The following is a 15,240-nucleotide window of genomic DNA, read 5'->3' as shown; positions in this document are numbered from 1 at the left end:
GGCCCCTTGATGACCCCTGCCCTGCGCCCCGCCATCGCCGTCCTTTGCTTTTTGCTGGCCGTCGCTTTTGCCGCCACGCCGTTTCTGGTGGACGGCTTCGCGGGCTTCGACCCCGATCAATTCCCGATCCCGCAAGAGGACCCGCCGGTGCAGCCTGCGGGCTATGCCTTTGCGATCTGGAGCGTGATCTACGGTTGGCTGATCCTGGGCCTGGGCTGGGGCATGCTCCGCGCCCCCCGGGACGGTCAATGGCATGACATGCGCCTGCCGCTGTGCCTGTCGCTCGCGGTGGGCACGACATGGCTGGCGGTGGCGGTGGCCAGCCCGATCTGGGCCACGGTGCTGATCTGGGTCATGCTGATCGCGGCCCTCGCGGCCCTGTTCATGGCCCCCGTGGCCGACACCCCCTGGGCCGCGCTGCCGGTGGGGCTGTATGCCGGGTGGCTGTCCGCGGCCTCCTGCGTGTCGCTGGGGCTGCTGGCGGCCGGATATGGCTGGCTGGACCAACAGGCGGCGGCGATTGTCTTTGTCGGGCTGGCGATCTTCATCGGCTGTTTCGTACAGGCGTCGCTGCGCCGTGCGCCGACCTACGGCGTCGCCGTGATCTGGGCGCTGGCGGCGGTCGCGGTGGCGAACTGGGGCACGGCCCCCTCGGTCGCCTACCTGGCCCTGGGCGGCATCGTGATCCTGCTGGTGCCGACGGCCCGCGCGGCGCGGCGCCTGTGACGGGAGCCGGACCGGCTGAACGCATCGGTCCCGCTCAGTCCTTGCGACGGCCTTCGGTATGTTTGCGCAACTTCGAGGGGCCTGCCTTCTTGCGGCCCTTGTAGGGGTTCGCGTCGTTCTGGCCGCGCATCCAGAGGCGGATGGGCGTGCCGGGCATGTCAAAGTCGATCCGCAGGCCGTTGACCAGATAGCGGTTGTAGCTGTCCGGCACCTTGTCGGGGTGGCTGCACATCACCACGAAACCGGGGGGACGCGTCTTGGCCTGTGTCATGTAGCGCAGCTTGATCCGCTTGCCCTGCGGCGCGGGGGGCGGATGCGCCTCCATCATGCCCGACAGCCAGCGGTTCAGCTGCGCGGTGGTCACGCGGCGGTTCCAGACCTCATAGGCGCGCATGATGGCGTCGTGCAGGCGGTCAAGCCCGCGGCCGGTCTTGGCGCTGACCGTGATGAGCGGCGCCCCGCGCAGTTGCGGCAGAAGCCGTTCGAAGGCTTCCTTCAACGCCTTCAGCTTGGCCTGGCGGTCTTCCTCGATGTCCCATTTGTTCACGGCGACCACCACCGCGCGCCCCTCGCGCTCGGCCAGGTCGGCAATGCGCAGGTCCTGCTGTTCAAAGGGAATCTCGGCGTCCAGCAGCACCACGACGACTTCGGCGAATTTCACCGCGCGCAGCCCGTCGGAGACGCTGAGTTTTTCCAGTTTCTCCTGGACCTTGGCCTTCTTGCGCATCCCTGCGGTGTCGAAGATGCGCATCGGCACGCCGTTCCAGTCGGTGCGCAGGGAAATCGCGTCGCGGGTGATCCCCGCTTCGGGGCCGGTCAGCAGCCGGTCCTCGCCCATGATCTGATTGATCAGGGTGGATTTACCCGCATTGGGGCGGCCCACGACCGCGACCTGCAACGGCTTGGCATGGGTCGGCACCGGAATGTCATCGGTGATTTCGCCATCGTCCTCGGGGACATCCACATCGGTTTCGGGGGAGTCGCCTTCGGCCTTTTCGGCGTAGGCGTCCGCCAGCGGCATGAGGATCGTGTAGAGATCATTGAGCCCCTCGCCATGTTCGGCTGACAGGCGGATCGGCTCGCCCAGGCCCAGCGAATAGGCCTCGATCACGCCGGCGTCGGCGGCTTTGCCCTCGGCCTTGTTGGCGGCCACGATCACATGGGCCGATCGTTTGCGCAGGATGTCGGCAAAGACAAGGTCCGAGGGGGTCACACCGACGCGGGCGTCGATCATGAAAAGGCAGATGTCGGCCATGTCCACCGCGCGCTCGGTCAGGCGGCGCATGCGGCCCTGCAGGCTGTCGTCGGTGACTTCTTCCAGTCCGGCGGTGTCGATCACCGTAAAGCGCAGGTCCGCCAGCCGCGCCGCGCCCTCGCGCAGGTCACGGGTCACGCCGGGCTGGTCGTCGACCAGCGCGAGGCGCTTGCCCACAAGACGGTTGAACAGCGTGGATTTGCCGACATTCGGACGGCCCACGATGGCAAGGGAAAAGGACATGGCTCACAACGCTCCGCCGGGGCCGGTACGGCCCCTGAACTTCGCGCTTTAGACCATTAGCGGTAGGCGTGCAATTGCCCCTTGGTGGAGACGACATAAAGGCTGCCGCCCGCCACGACAGGTGCAGATGTCGCGCCGCCGGGGATTTCGACCGTGCCGGTCAGGGCACCATTGGTGGGATCGAAGCTGCGCAGCAGACCGTCGTTGGACGCGATGATCACACGGCCCCCGGCCACGACGGGACCGTGATGGGCCACGACCTCTGACTGGCGCCGCGGCTTTTCCTTGACGAAGTTCGGCAGCGGAATGCCCCAGATGCGGCGCCCGTCCGCCGCGTCGAGCCGCACGAGTTCGTTCAGGTCGGTGATGGCAAAGACGGAATCACCGATCGGCCAGACCGGCCCGATGGCCCCGTCGCGCGCCGTCCATAGCCGCTGGCCGCTTTCGACGTTGAGCGCGGCAAGCCGCCCGGAATGGTTGCCCACGAAGACGGTGCCGCCCGATACGACCGGTGCCGATGTCACGTCAGAGACGGCAGACAGCGCGCGGCCCGCGCGCTTGCCCACGACCGACGCGTCCCAGCGCGGCAGACCGCCGCGGCGGAAGACGCCCTGCACCTCTCCGGTGCCGTAGGCGAAGATCACGAACTTGTCGGTGACTGCCGGTGCCGGTGCGCCCAGCACGTTGTTCATGCTGGTGCTGCCGCCGACCTGCCATTCGATGCGGCCGTTGCTCTTGTCCAGTGCCCAGCCGGTATCGTCACCCGAGGTGACATAGACCAGATCGCCGTAGATCGTCGGCGTCCCGGAACCGGAAGCATCCAGTTTCTGGGTCCAGCGTTCGCCGCCGGTCGACACGTCCAGCGCCGCCAGCACACCGTAGCCGATTGAGACATAAAGCGTTTCACCCTCTACCGCCAGGCCGCCGCCGGTGCCCTGGCCCGAGCGGTCGGTGACGGGGGTGAGGTCACGGGTCCACATGACCTGCCCCCCGGTGGAGGTCGCTGTGACCCGCGCATCGGCATCCAGCGTGAAGATACGCCCGCCAGAGACCACCGGATCGGCGGTGATGCGCTGCTTGCGGCTGTCGCCCGCGCCGATGTCGACCGACCAGACCGGCTGCAGCGTCGCGCGCAGCGCGGGATGCGTGGTGCGGTACTGCGGCGTGCCTATGCTGTGGGTCCATGAGACATTGTTCGCGGCGGCGCCCAGCGCGATGGGGCGGCTGGTGTTGACGGTTTCTTCCTCGCCCTCAAGCGGGGCGGCCAGTGCCGGGTCCTGCAGGACCGAACGGACCGGCTCGCGCTTGCCCGGCAGAAAGGTCTCCTCTTCGGCGCAGCCTGCCAGCAGCAGCACCGCCGTCAGCGCACCGCACACCATCCGGGCTGTCCCGCGGTTTCGATCTTGCATCATGGTCCTGCCCATCCTCGTGCCATCACGTCAAACCGGTTTGCCGGTTCTGATCAGTTTCCCACCGGCTGCGCGCCGATCCCGTCATTCTCCGCGATCGCGTTGACATCCAGTTCAGGTTCTCCACCCAGCGCCACAATCACCTGTAGGGCGCGCTGTTGCAAGTCCGAGGTGATTTCGGCGTCCTGCAATATCGACTGGTAGCGGGCGATTGCCGCATCCGGCTGGCCCTGCTGAATGTCCAGCAGCGCCAGCTGTTCGCTCGCCAGCAGGCGCAGCGCATTGCCCGGCTGCGCCATCGCCTCGAACGCCTGACGGCGGTCCTCGACGGACATGTCGGTGTCCGGCAGGGTCAGCGACTTGAAATTCGCAAGCTGGCGGTAAATCTGCGGCGCCGCGCCATCGGTCGCCAGGGCTTCAAGCGTCGCGGCGGCAGCGGCGGTCTCGCCCGCCTCGACCTGTTCCGCGGCCGTGAGCAGGCGCAGCACCGCCGCGGCCCCCGGCGACTGCGGGTCGATCTGCGACAGCTGCTCGGCCCGCGCGGCGATCTCGTCGTTGGACAGCGCCGCCAGCATGGCATCGCCCAGAGCTTCCGCTTGGGCCCGCGACTGTGCCTTCTGGTACTCGTTCCAGGCGGCCCCCGCGACAATCAGAACGATGGCCAGCGCCGCGATCCAGCCATAGCGGCGCAACAAGTGGTACAGCCGGTCACGCCGCACCTCTTCGTTGACTTCGTCGATAAAGCTGTCTGTGTCGCTCATCCGGCTGCCCCTGATCGCTGTTTTTCACCTCTTAACCCGCACGAAGGGCCAAGCCAAGGGCTAGCAGTCTGCCTGAAATTCAGCGTTTTGGCCAATTCAGGCAACAATTCCGGCAAAAATGGCGCAACTAAACTAGGCAGTTCAGTTTGAAAGTATTACATAGCGCAAAACGCGGTTGGCCAAGCTTGGGGCCCTCCGCCCCAAGCAAGAGGCCGCATGATGCGCTTTTTCTCGATCCTTGCTGCAGTTGCGGTGACTGCGATCCTTGCCCTGTCGATCCTCGCGCGTCCGCAATTGATGGCGATGCTGGGCATGGACGCGCCCCAGGCGGAGACGCCCCAGCCCGAACAGGCCGATGCCGAAGGCGCAGCAAAGGTGGCCGAGCCAACACAGCGGACCCGGCGGGTCAAGGTCAGCGTCAGGCGATTCGAAGCGCAGGAGGTCGACAGCGCAGTGGTCCTGCGCGGCCAGACCCAGGCGGTTCGGCAGGTCGATGTCCGGGCCGAAACCTCTGCCGTGGTGGCCTCTGCCCCGCTGCGCAAGGGGGCCGAAATCTCGCAGGGCGACCCGCTGTGCGAATTGGACCCGGGCACCCGCGGTTCGGCCCTGCAAGAGGCGCGCGCCCGTCTGAGCGAAGCGCAGAGCCGCGTGCCCGAAGCGGAAGCGCGCGTCGAACAGGCCCGCGCACAGCTGGAGGAAGCCGAGATCAACCAGAACGCCGCCTCCAGGCTCAGCGAGGACGGTTTTGCCTCGCAGACGCGGGTGGCCTCGTCCGACGCGGCGGTGGCCACGGCGCGGGCGGCGATCACCTCGGCAACCGCCGGGCTGAGTGCGGCGCAATCGGGCATCGAAGCGGCCACCGCCGCCGTCGCAAGCGCAGAGAAGGAGATCGAGCGTCTGACCATCACGGCGCCCTTCGATGGTCTGCTGGAAAGCGACACCGCCGAATTGGGCAGCCTGCTGCAGCCCGGCGGCCTGTGCGCCACGATCATCCAGCTTGACCCGATCAAGCTGGTCGGCTTCGTGCCGGAAACCGAAGTCAACCGCGTCAGCCTGGGCGCGCGGGCCGGTGCCCGGCTGGCGGCGGGCGGCGGCCAGGTGACGGGCAAGGTCATCTTCCTGTCGCGCTCCGCCGATCCGCAGACCCGCACCTTCCGGGTCGAGATCGAGGTGCCGAACCCCGATCTGGCCATAAGGGACGGCCAGACCGCCGAGATCGCCATCGCATCCGCCGGGGTGCAGGCGCAGATGATCCCGCAAAGCGCGATGACACTGAACGACAACGGCACGCTGGGGGTGCGCACGGTTGACGCGGAGGATGTGGTGTCCTTCGTCCCGGTCAGCATCATGCGCGACGCCGCCACCGGCGTCTGGGTCACGGGGCTGCCCGATACCGCGAATGTGATCGTCGTCGGCCAGGAATACGTGACCGAAGGGGTCAAGGTCGATCCGACCTACCAGGAGGTCACGCAATGAGCGGCATCGTCGACTGGGCCGCAGGCAGGGCCCGCATGGTGATGGCCTTTATCCTGCTGAGCCTCGTGGTCGGCGGCTATGCCTATTCCACCCTGCCCAAGGAGGGCGAGCCCGACATCGAAGTTCCCGCCCTCTTCGTGTCGGTGCAATTCCCCGGCATCTCGGCTGCGGACAGCGAAACGCTGCTGGTCAAGCCGATGGAGACCGAACTGGCCGATCTAGACGGCCTGAAGACGATGACCGGCACCGCGGCTGAGAACTACGCCGGGATCGCGCTGGAGTTCGAATTCGGCTGGGACAAGACCAAGGTCATGGCCGACGTGCGCGACGCCATGGGCACCGCCCAGGCGAATTTTCCCGAAGGGGCGGAAACCTACACGATCAACGAGATCAATTTTTCCGAGTTTCCCATCATCATCGTCAACCTCACCGGCCCGGTGCCGGAACGCACCATGGCGCGGGTCGCCCGCGACCTTCAGGACGACCTAGAAGCGATGGACGCGGTGCTGGAGGCCGGTCTGGCCGGCGACCGCGACGAGATGCTGGAGGTATTGATCGACCCGCTGCGGCTGGAGGCCTACAACGTCACCGCGGGCGAGCTGATCAACGTGGTGCAGAACAACAACCAGTTGATCGCGGCGGGCGAGATCGAAACCGACCAGGGGACGTTCTCGGTCAAGATTCCGTCATCCTTCGACGATCCGGCGGACGTCTACAGCCTGCCGGTCAAGACAAACGGCGACCGCGTCGTCACGCTGGGCGACCTGGCCCAGATCAACCTGACCTTCGAGGACCGCAAGGGCACCGCGCGGTTCAACGGGGAAAAGACGCTGGCCCTGCAGGTGGTCAAGCGCAAGGGCTTCAACCTGATCGACACGGCGGCCCAGGTAAAGCAAATCGTTGACGAACGCGCCGCCGACTGGCCCAGCGAGCTGCGCGCGGCGGTGACGGTGGGCACCTCGAACGACCAGAGCCGCGTGGTCGACAGCATGGTGCAGCAACTGCTGGGGTCGGTCTTTACCGCCGTGGCGCTGGTCATGATCGTGGTGCTTGCCGCCCTGGGCATCCGCGCCGCCCTGCTGGTGGGCTTTGCGATCCCCACCTCATTCCTGTTGTGTTTCGCCTTTCTCGCGCTGATGGGCATCTCGATCTCCAACATCGTGATGTTCGGCCTGATCCTGGCCGTGGGGATGCTGGTGGACGGCGCCATCGTGGTGGTGGAATACGCCGACAAGCGCCAGCAGGAGGGCGAAGGCCCGATGCGCGCCTATGTGGAGGCGGCCAGGCGGATGTTCTGGCCGGTGATCTCGTCCACGGCGACGACGCTCTGCGCCTTTTTGCCGATGCTGTTCTGGCCCGGCATCGCGGGTGAATTCATGGGCATGTTGCCGGTCACGCTGATCTTCGTGCTCTCGGCCTCCCTGCTGGTGGCGCTGATCTATCTGCCGGTGCTCGGCGGTGTGACCGGGCGGCTGGAAGGCTGGATGGCGCGGCAAATGAAGGCGGTCGCCGCGCTGCCGCTGGTGCTGCACCTGTTGTTGTTCGCCGGGGCGGCAATCCTCTTCGCGCCGGCGGGCCTGTTGATGGGGCCGACCGGCGCCGACGACCCCGGCCTTCTGTTCCAATGGATGACGGCGGCCTTCGCCGGGATGGATGCGCTGTCAGTTCTTTCGGTGGCCAGAACCTTTGCCGTGGTCTTTGCGCTGGTGGTGGCGGCCGCGGCGGTCGGCGCATTGGCGCTGGGGGGCTTCATGCTGGCGCTGATCAGCCTCTTTGCGCTGATGACCCGGCTGGGGCGCGCGGGCCGTTGGCTGGCCGCGCGCATGTTCCGGCGCGAACCGGACCGCATCCATGCAGGCTATCGCCGCAACGGCTTTGGCTATCTGATGGCCTTTATCGCGGGCAATCCGCTGATGCCGCTGGTGATGGCGGGGGCGGTGTTCGTCTTTGTGGGTTCGGTGCTGATCTATTTCTCCAACAATTCCAAAGGCGTCGACTTTTTCGTCGAATCCGAGCCCGAGCAGGCGATCGTCTATGTTCTGGCACGCGGCAACCTGTCGCTGGCGGAAAAGGACGCGCTGATGAAGCGGGCCGAGGATATCGTGCTGGAAAACCCCGGCGTACAGACGGCGTTCGCCTTTGCGGGCGAGGGCGGGCTCGACAGCAACACCGGCGGTGCCCAGACGCCCAAGGACAGCATCGGGCAGATCCAGCTCGAAACCATCCCGTGGGAAGACCGGCCCGAAACCGTGGAGCCGTGGTTCACCATTCCGTTTCTGGGGGCCACCGTGACCCGGCACAGCCAGGACCCGGCCTATGACGGAGACGTCATCATCCAGGACCTGACGGAGCGGCTTGAGCAGATCCCCGGCATCCGGATCGAGATTCTGGCGCAGTCCCGTGGCCCCGCGTCGGGCAAACCGGTGCACCTGCGGCTGAAGTCCGACAGCTATACCGACCTGATCGCAGCGACCGAGACGGTCCGCCGCCACTATGAACAGACGCCGGGCCTGACCCTGATCGAAGACACCCGCCCCCTGCCCGGCATCGACTGGCAGATCGACGTGGACGTGGAAAAGGCCGGACGCTACGGCGCCGACGTGGTGACGGTTGGCGCGATGGTGCAACTGGTCACGCGGGGCCTGCTGCTGGACACGATGCGCGTGGACAGTTCGGACGAAGAGATCGAGATCCGCGTGCGCCTGCCGGAAGAGGACCGCGTGCTGTCCACCCTTGATACGCTCAAGGTGCGCACGACCGACGGTCTGGTGCCGCTGTCCAACTTCATCACCCGGACCCCGGTGCCGAAGCTGGCCGAGATCAACAGGATCGACCAGAAACGCTATCTCGACGTCAAGGCGGACGTGGCCCCCGGCCTGATGAAGGTCGTGCAGGGCGACGCCACCAGCGGAACCACGATGGCGACCCTGCGGCCCGCCCCGGCAGACACCAGACCGGAGCTGACGACACGGGACGGCACAGGCTACGCCGTCATCGACCGGACCGAGGCCGGCGCGGGGACGGACCTGCAGGCCGCGCTCGACAGTGGGGATCTGCGCCTTGTGCCGATCAACCCCAATGAACGCATCGCCGAGATCACCAAGTGGCTGGAAACCGACCCGCTGCCCGACCGCGTCACCACCGAATGGACCGGCGATCAGGAAGAACAGGCGGAAAGCGAAGCGTTCCTGTCCTCCGCCTTTACCGCCGCGCTGGGGCTGATGTTCATCATCCTGCTTGCGCAGTTCAACAGCTTCTACAACTCGGTCCTGGTGCTGCTGGCGGTGGTGCTGTCCACGACCGGGGTGCTGATCGGGATGCTGGTGATGGACCAGAGCTTCAGCATCATCATGACCGGCACGGGGATCGTGGCACTGGCGGGGATCGTGGTGAACAACAACATCATCCTGATCGACACCTATCAGGAATACGAACGCTACATGCCCCGGATCGAGGCGATCATCCGTACCGCCCAGGCGCGCATCCGCCCGGTGCTGCTGACCACCATCACCACGATGGCGGGGCTGGCCCCGATGATGTTCGGTCTCAGCATCGATTTCGCCGCGGGCGGATACACCATCGACAGCCCCACCGCGTTGTGGTGGAAACAGCTTGCGACGGCGGTTGTCTTTGGTCTGGGCATCGCAACGGTGCTGACGCTGATGGTCACGCCATCCATGCTGGCGATCCGGGTCTGGGCGACAACCTATGTGCGTTGGTTCGCACGGCTGCTGGCGCGGATGTCGCTGGGCCGGGCAAGCAGCGCCGCGCGGGACTGGGCACTGGCGCGGGACGCGCGCCGCACCAGGCTGACGGAGATCATCTGGGACGATCTCAGCGCCCCTGTCCCGGTCAGAACACCCCAGCTGTCGGCGGCGGAATAACAGCGGCCGGATCAAGCGGACGTGAGGGCCGCGCCCTCGCCCTTTGTGAAGTTCGGACTATCCTGTTGCCCTCACAGACAGGAGAATCCCCATGTTTCGCCCCCTCGTTCACCTCGTTGCCGCCCCCCTGTTTCTTGTCGGGCTCGCCTTTCCTGCCGCCGCGCAGATGATCGACAAGCTCAGCCCGCATTCCGTGCCCGCGACGATAGACCGGTTGCAGACCGCGGCGGAGGACGCAGGCGCCACCGTTTTCGCACGCGTCGATCATGCCGAGGGCGCGGCAGATGCCGACATGGAGCTGCGCCCGACCGAGGTGCTGATCTTCGGCAACCCCAAGCTGGGGACGCCGGCGATGCAGGACAGCCAGACCGCGGGCCTGGACCTGCCGATGCGGGTGCTGGCCTATGCCGATGCCGAAGGTGTGGTGCATGTCACCTACCACGACCCCGCGGCGCTGGCCTTGACGCATGGGTTGCCGGAGGATGGGCCGTATCTGCAAAAGATGACCGAGGCACTGGACCAGCTGACGGAAAAGGCGATCAGCGCGGAATAGACTGCCCGGCAGACCGTCCGAGCCCTCTGCGCCGGGGGGAGCTGAAGGCCCGGCGGTACCGCTCAGCCTTCGGCGGCGGTGCGCGTCGCAGCAGGCAGGCTGTGCCACCAATCCGCATAGCTGGTGTTCCTGGGGTGCTTTCCCCCTTCGTCGGGGGCACCGTCGTCCCACCAGACCGGGCCGCGTTCGCCCAGCCTGCGTTTCGCGGCATCGACGGCGGTGCGGGCTTCGGCGGTTTCGGCCTCCGTTCCGGCCTGACCGACGGCCCGTCGGGCCTGCATCAGCGCCTTGACCGCGGCGCGGCGTTCGGCATCGGGCAAGGACGGATCGGTGCAGCGCCACAACCGCGCCTTCGCCACGAAATAGCGGCCATCCGGCGTGTGCGGATAATCCTTCCGCGCCATCGGATCAGTCCTCGTCCGATTGCTGCCGCTGCCAGAGCTGCGCGTAACGCCCCTGCCGCGCCAACAGCGCCTCGTGGGTCCCCTGTTCGACGATCTCGCCCTTTTCCAACACGATGATGCGGTCCGCCTCGGCCACCGTGGACAGCCGGTGCGCGATGGTCAGCACGGTACGCCCCTGCCCGGCCCGGCGCAGGGCATCCTGAATCTCGCCCTCGGTGTCGCTGTCGAGCGCGCTGGTCGCTTCGTCGAGCAGCAGGATCGGCGGGTCCTTCAGCAGGGTGCGCGCGATCCCGACGCGCTGTTTCTCTCCGCCCGACAGCTTCAGCCCCCGTTCGCCCACGGCTGTCTCGTAGCCCTGCGGCAGGGACAGGATGAAGTCGTGGATCTGCGCGGCGCGGGCGGCGGTCTCGATCTCTTCGCGCGTGGCGTTTTCGCGACCGTAGGCGATGTTGTAGCGGATCGTGTCGTTGAACAGCACCGTATCCTGCGGCACCACGCCGATGGCGCGATGCAGACTGTCCTGCGTCACCTCGCGGATGTCCTGACCGTCTATCCGCAACGCCCCGCCCTGCACGTCGTAGAACCGGAACAGCAGCCGCCCGATGGTGGATTTCCCCGACCCGGTCGAGCCGACGATGGCCACCGTCTCACCTGGCTGCGCCTCCAGGCTGACGCCCTTGAGGATCTGCCGATCCGGATCGTAGCCAAAGCGCACGTCATCCAGCGTGATCCGTCCGCCCGTCACCTTGAGATTCGCAGCCCCGGGCTTGTCCGTGATCTCGGCCGGTTGTTCCAGAAGGCCGAACATCTGGCCCATGTCCACCAGCGCCTGGCGGATTTCGCGGTAGACCGTGCCGAGGAAGTTCAGCGGCACGGTGATCTGGATCATGTAGGCGTTGACCATGACGAAATCGCCCACTGTCAGCGACCCGTTCTGCACGCCGATGGCGGCCATCACCATGACCCCGACCAACCCGGCGGTGATGATCAGGGCCTGACCGAAGTTCAGGAAGGCGAGCGAGTAATTCGTCTTGATCGCCGCTTCCTCGTAGCCCGCCATGGCCGTGTCATAACGTTCGGCCTCGCGGGCTTCGGCACCGAAATACTTGACCGTCTCATAGTTCAGCAGGCTGTCGATGGCCTTTTGGTTGGCGTCGGTGTCCTGGTCGTTCATCTGGCGGCGCAGCTTCACCCGCCATTCAGTGACCGCAAAGGTGAACCAGACATAGAGCGCGATGGTGATCGCCACGACCGCCGTGTACCAAACGTCGAAAAGCACTGTGAGGACGATGGCGATCAGCAGCAGCTCAAGGATCAGCGGCCCGATGGAGAACAGCAGAAAGCGCAAAAGGAAATCGACACCCTTGACGCCGCGTTCGATGATGCGGCTCAGCCCCCCTGTCTTTCGGGTGATATGGTAGCGCATCGACAGCTTGTGGATATGCTGGAAGGTTTCCAGCGCCAACATGCGCAGGGCGCGCTGGCCGACCCGCGCGAACACCGCGTCGCGCAGCTGCTGGAAGCCCACGTTCATCAGGCGCGCCATGCCGTAAGCCAGCGTCAGCGAAACCGCCCCGAGGGCCAGCATCGGCGTCCCCTCGCCCGCCAGCGCGTCCACCGCATCCTTGTAGAACAGCGGCGTGGCCACGGACACCAGCTTGGATACCACCAGCGCGACCATGGCCCACACGACCCGTCGCTTGACCCAAGGCATGTCGCGCGGCCAGAGATAGGGCGCGACCTTGCGCAGCACCCGCAGGGCGGACTGACGCTCGGCCTGATCGGCCAGCTGCTCGTCGGTCAAGGGGACGGTCGGTGTATTTGGCCCCTTGACGGCGGGGCTGGCGGTATCTGACGACATGGATGGTCCTAAAGGCTTGGCACCCTACATAGGCCGGGACGGCAGCGGGTACCACCGGAACCGATAATTTCCAGAACACCGGGCCTGATTTTTGCGCGAAACCGGTCCCGGTCAGTCCGGCAGATCAAAGACCTGGCCCGGATAGATCAGGTCGGGATCGCGGATCGCGTCCGAGTTGGCTTCGAACACGCGGACATACAGCAGCCCGTCGCCGTAGCGGTCGCTGGCAATGCCCCAAAGCGTATTGCCCTTTTGCACCGTGATCGCCTTGACCGGCCCCTCCTGGCCCGCCGCCGCCGCCCGAAGCGTGTCGACGGATTCGCGCTTGAACGGGGTTTCGACCCGGCTGGACACCTCGCCGTCGCCCGCGACCTCATCGACCCTGAGCGTATAGACCCCCGCGTCCACGTCAGGCAGGTCCCCGCGCCAGCGGCCTTCGGCGTCCACCGGCAGGCTGACGATCGACCGGTTGTCGAGATAGACCCGCACGACCTGGGTGTCGGCGCGCGCGCGACCGGCCAGCTGCACGGCCCCCGCGTCGGAATAGCTGATGGTATCGAGCGCGACCGATTGCAACGCCTCGGGGCGCGGCGCATTCAGCAGCTCCACCCCGTCATCGGTCGCCTTGAGGATGGCAACGGCGGGGGCGGGTTCGGCAGGTGCGGCGGGGCTGCTGCCACCGGGTTCGGGCGGCGGCGGCGCGGCGGACCCCGACGCCAGCGCCTCTGGCGCCTCGGTCTGCGGGCTTTGCGGTGCCGCCGGCATGGTCTGCGTCTGTGTTGCCGCCTGCGGGGCGCTGCCGGTTTGCGACAGCGCGGCACTGGTCACGGGGGCTTGCGCGTCCGGCACGGCGGGCGCCGCGTCGCCCGCAACCGCGTCCTGGGCGCCGGTTTCGTTTTGTGCGGTTCTTTGTGGCGCCTCGGCTGCGCCAGTCGCGGTCGGCCTGTCGGCATCGGCCGGACTGCTTTCGGATAGGGGCGCATCGGCCGTCTGGGCCGGGGCGGCTGGGGCCGCGGGCTGGTCATCTGATGGGGTGTCGCCGGACTGCGACGCAGAAGGCGCCGGGGGCGTTGCACCGTTACGCGCGGTGTCGGTTGTGCTGTCCGCTTGCTCGGTGGCGGTGGAAGGGGATGATTGGACAGATTGCGCATCCAGGCCGGGACGGACAGCCTCGGACGCGACCGGCGCGTCGGCCTCACCGGTGTTCGCTTCGGCCACGACAATGGACCCTGTGTCCGGCTGTTCCGCCTCCGCCGCGCCTTCTTCTGCACCGTCGCCCTGTTCTTCGATCCCGGCCTGACGCTGCGTGCCAGCTTGGGCGACTTGCGCCTCCGCCGGGGTGGTGGGGGCCAGGATAATGCTGTCGCGCGATGAAATGTGCTGCCCTGCGTCGCCTTTCTGGGACAGGCTCAGCACATGACCTTTGCCATCGGGCGGGATGATCGCCAGCGCGGCGAACTTGCCGCCGCCGTCTGCGCGGGCGGTGGCAATGGCGGTGCCGTTCTGCAGGATCTCGACCTCGGCCCCCGGCGCGGCGCGGCCCGCGATCACGGTCATGCCGTCCGCCTCGCGGCGCACCTCGTCAAAGGCGGGCGCGGCGTCGGAGGCGGCGTCGGCGGAGGGCTGGCTGACAGCCTCGGTCCGGACAGCCGCCTGCCTATCCTGCGCCTGTTCCGTCTCAGCGGGTGCTTCCGTCTCAGCGGGGGCCGGTGCACCGGTGCCGTCCTGCGCTTCAGACACAGTCTGCTGGCCCGCATCGGGCGTGGCCTGCGGCAGCGGGTCGGACGCTTCGGGGGATGAGGATTGCGGGACCAGCGCCACCGGCGTATCGGCATTGTCGGGCGTCGGGGTATCCTGGCTCTGGAACAATGCCGCCGCCACGATCGCCACCGCCACGACAGCCAAACCCGTCAGCGCACCTGTCTTGCCGCCGGCACCGGCCAGAAACTTGTTCATGCAAACCATCCTTCCCCAAGGTTGAGCCTTTCTATCAGCCGCGATAACACGGGTCAAAACGCCACCGCCGGTGGCCTGTCTTTTCTGAGAAAGAGGTGCCCAGATGACGCAGCCCCCCGTCCTGAAGTCCGTCTGCGTCTATTGCGGTTCGCGCCCCGGGGCCGATCCCGCCTACGCCCGCGACGCGGAAGACCTGGGCAAGGGGCTGGCCGAGGCGGGACTGCGGCTGGTCTATGGCGCGGGGGATGTGGGGTTGATGGGCAGTGTCGCGCGCGCCGCGCAGCAGGCAGGCGGCGAAACCTTCGGGGTGATCCCTCAGCACCTCGTGGCGTGGGAAGTCGGCAAGACCGATCTGACCCGCTATGTCGTGACCGAGACGATGCATGAACGCAAGAAGGTGATGTTCATGAACTGCGACGCGGTGGCCGTGCTGCCGGGCGGCGCGGGATCGCTGGACGAGTTGTTCGAGGTGCTGACATGGCGGCAGCTGGGCCTGCACCAGAAGCCAGTTTTCCTGGTCAATACAGCGGGTTACTGGGACCCTTTGATGCAGCTGATCAGGCATGTCGTGGATCAGGGGTTCGCGGACGAGACTTTGGCAGGCTACGTGACCCCCGTCCCCGACGCAGCGGCGGCGTTGGCGGGCCTGAAAGCCCTGCGCGACTGAAGCGCCGCTTGATGCGACGCTTCAGCTTTGCGGTGCAACTCGCTG

Annotated in this window: 11 protein-coding genes; 5 read left to right on the top strand and 6 right to left on the bottom strand. The window is 66.8% G+C overall.

What is annotated here, in order from left to right; genetic code table 11:
- The first annotated feature begins 9 nt into the window (after positions 1-9).
- Entirely contained in the window at positions 10-726 is a 717-nt protein-coding gene (locus FIU94_RS11380) for a tryptophan-rich sensory protein (RefSeq protein ID WP_152465908.1), read from the top strand.
- Between the two features lie 34 nt (positions 727-760).
- Here FIU94_RS11380 and der read toward each other — a convergent pair whose 3' ends face one another.
- The 3 genes from der to FIU94_RS11365 are packed head-to-tail and all read right to left on the bottom strand — an operon-like array spanning position 761 to position 4,394.
- Entirely contained in the window at positions 761-2,224 is a 1,464-nt protein-coding gene (der, locus tag FIU94_RS11375) for a ribosome biogenesis GTPase Der (protein ID WP_152465907.1), read from the bottom strand.
- A gap of 56 nt (positions 2,225-2,280) precedes the next feature.
- Positions 2,281-3,636 (bottom strand): PQQ-like beta-propeller repeat protein, encoded by a 1,356-nt coding sequence (locus tag FIU94_RS11370; RefSeq protein WP_254702524.1) that lies wholly within the window; start codon positions 3,634-3,636, stop codon positions 2,281-2,283.
- 50 nt (positions 3,637-3,686) lie between these two features.
- Positions 3,687-4,394, bottom strand: coding sequence for a tetratricopeptide repeat protein (locus FIU94_RS11365; RefSeq protein WP_152465906.1), 708 nt, complete (start codon positions 4,392-4,394; stop codon positions 3,687-3,689).
- Between the two features lie 219 nt (positions 4,395-4,613).
- On the opposite strand from FIU94_RS11365, the gene FIU94_RS11360 reads away from it, so the two are divergent.
- The 3 genes from FIU94_RS11360 to FIU94_RS11350 all read left to right on the top strand — a co-directional run bounded on the left by FIU94_RS11360 (position 4,614) and on the right by FIU94_RS11350 (position 10,307).
- Entirely contained in the window at positions 4,614-5,870 is a 1,257-nt protein-coding gene (locus FIU94_RS11360) for an efflux RND transporter periplasmic adaptor subunit (protein WP_152467023.1), read from the top strand.
- Complete coding sequence (locus tag FIU94_RS11355) at positions 5,867-9,754, top strand: efflux RND transporter permease subunit (RefSeq protein ID WP_152465905.1); 3,888 nt, start codon at positions 5,867-5,869, stop codon at positions 9,752-9,754. Before FIU94_RS11360 ends, FIU94_RS11355 begins: the two co-directional genes overlap by 4 nt.
- A 166-nt stretch (positions 9,755-9,920) precedes the next feature.
- On the top strand, positions 9,921-10,307 hold the full coding sequence (locus FIU94_RS11350; RefSeq protein ID WP_254702659.1) for a DUF302 domain-containing protein: 387 nt from the start codon (positions 9,921-9,923) through the stop codon (positions 10,305-10,307).
- Between the two features lie 62 nt (positions 10,308-10,369).
- Here the strand turns inward: FIU94_RS11350 and FIU94_RS11345 are convergent, their stop codons facing one another.
- The 3 genes from FIU94_RS11345 to FIU94_RS21025 all read right to left on the bottom strand — a co-directional run bounded on the left by FIU94_RS11345 (position 10,370) and on the right by FIU94_RS21025 (position 14,528).
- Positions 10,370-10,711: a hypothetical protein gene (locus FIU94_RS11345; protein ID WP_152465903.1), complete on the bottom strand. Its 342-nt coding sequence runs from the start codon at positions 10,709-10,711 to the stop codon at positions 10,370-10,372.
- Between the two features lie 4 nt (positions 10,712-10,715).
- Entirely contained in the window at positions 10,716-12,572 is a 1,857-nt protein-coding gene (locus tag FIU94_RS11340; RefSeq protein ID WP_152465902.1) for an ABC transporter ATP-binding protein/permease, read from the bottom strand.
- A 111-nt stretch (positions 12,573-12,683) separates the two neighbouring features.
- The gene (locus tag FIU94_RS21025) at positions 12,684-14,528 is read right to left on the bottom strand and encodes a LysM peptidoglycan-binding domain-containing protein (RefSeq protein ID WP_254702523.1); all 1,845 of its coding nucleotides are present in this window, start codon (positions 14,526-14,528) and stop codon (positions 12,684-12,686) included.
- 103 nt (positions 14,529-14,631) lie between these two features.
- Here FIU94_RS21025 and FIU94_RS11330 point away from each other — a divergent pair, with 103 nt between their 5' ends.
- Positions 14,632-15,195 carry a TIGR00730 family Rossman fold protein gene (locus FIU94_RS11330; protein WP_152465901.1) on the top strand — a complete coding sequence of 188 codons (564 nt, stop codon included), beginning with the start codon at positions 14,632-14,634 and terminating at the stop codon, positions 15,193-15,195.
- Positions 15,196-15,240 lie beyond the last annotated feature (45 nt).

The sequence above is a fragment of the Sulfitobacter sp. THAF37 genome, assembly GCF_009363555.1.
Taxonomy (GTDB): Bacteria; Pseudomonadota; Alphaproteobacteria; order Rhodobacterales; family Rhodobacteraceae; genus Sulfitobacter.
The sequence above is the reverse complement of the archived record's forward strand: the minus strand, read 5'-3'. Positions and strand labels throughout refer to the sequence as shown.

Excerpts from the sequence above, each read along its gene's own strand:
- FIU94_RS11380 (WP_152465908.1), top strand. The coding sequence starts at position 10 with ATGACCCCTGCCCTGCGCCCCGCCATCGCCGTCCTTTGCTTTTTGCTG.
- der (WP_152465907.1), bottom strand. The coding sequence starts at position 2,224 with ATGTCCTTTTCCCTTGCCATCGTGGGCCGTCCGAATGTCGGCAAATCC.
- FIU94_RS11370 (WP_254702524.1), bottom strand. The coding sequence starts at position 3,636 with ATGATGCAAGATCGAAACCGCGGGACAGCCCGGATGGTGTGCGGTGCG.
- FIU94_RS11365 (WP_152465906.1), bottom strand. The coding sequence starts at position 4,394 with ATGAGCGACACAGACAGCTTTATCGACGAAGTCAACGAAGAGGTGCGG.
- FIU94_RS11360 (WP_152467023.1), top strand. The coding sequence starts at position 4,614 with ATGCGCTTTTTCTCGATCCTTGCTGCAGTTGCGGTGACTGCGATCCTT.
- FIU94_RS11355 (WP_152465905.1), top strand. The coding sequence starts at position 5,867 with ATGAGCGGCATCGTCGACTGGGCCGCAGGCAGGGCCCGCATGGTGATG.
- FIU94_RS11350 (WP_254702659.1), top strand. The coding sequence starts at position 9,921 with ATGATCGACAAGCTCAGCCCGCATTCCGTGCCCGCGACGATAGACCGG.
- FIU94_RS11345 (WP_152465903.1), bottom strand. The coding sequence starts at position 10,711 with ATGGCGCGGAAGGATTATCCGCACACGCCGGATGGCCGCTATTTCGTG.
- FIU94_RS11340 (WP_152465902.1), bottom strand. The coding sequence starts at position 12,572 with ATGTCGTCAGATACCGCCAGCCCCGCCGTCAAGGGGCCAAATACACCG.
- FIU94_RS21025 (WP_254702523.1), bottom strand. The coding sequence starts at position 14,528 with ATGAACAAGTTTCTGGCCGGTGCCGGCGGCAAGACAGGTGCGCTGACG.
- FIU94_RS11330 (WP_152465901.1), top strand. The coding sequence starts at position 14,632 with ATGACGCAGCCCCCCGTCCTGAAGTCCGTCTGCGTCTATTGCGGTTCG.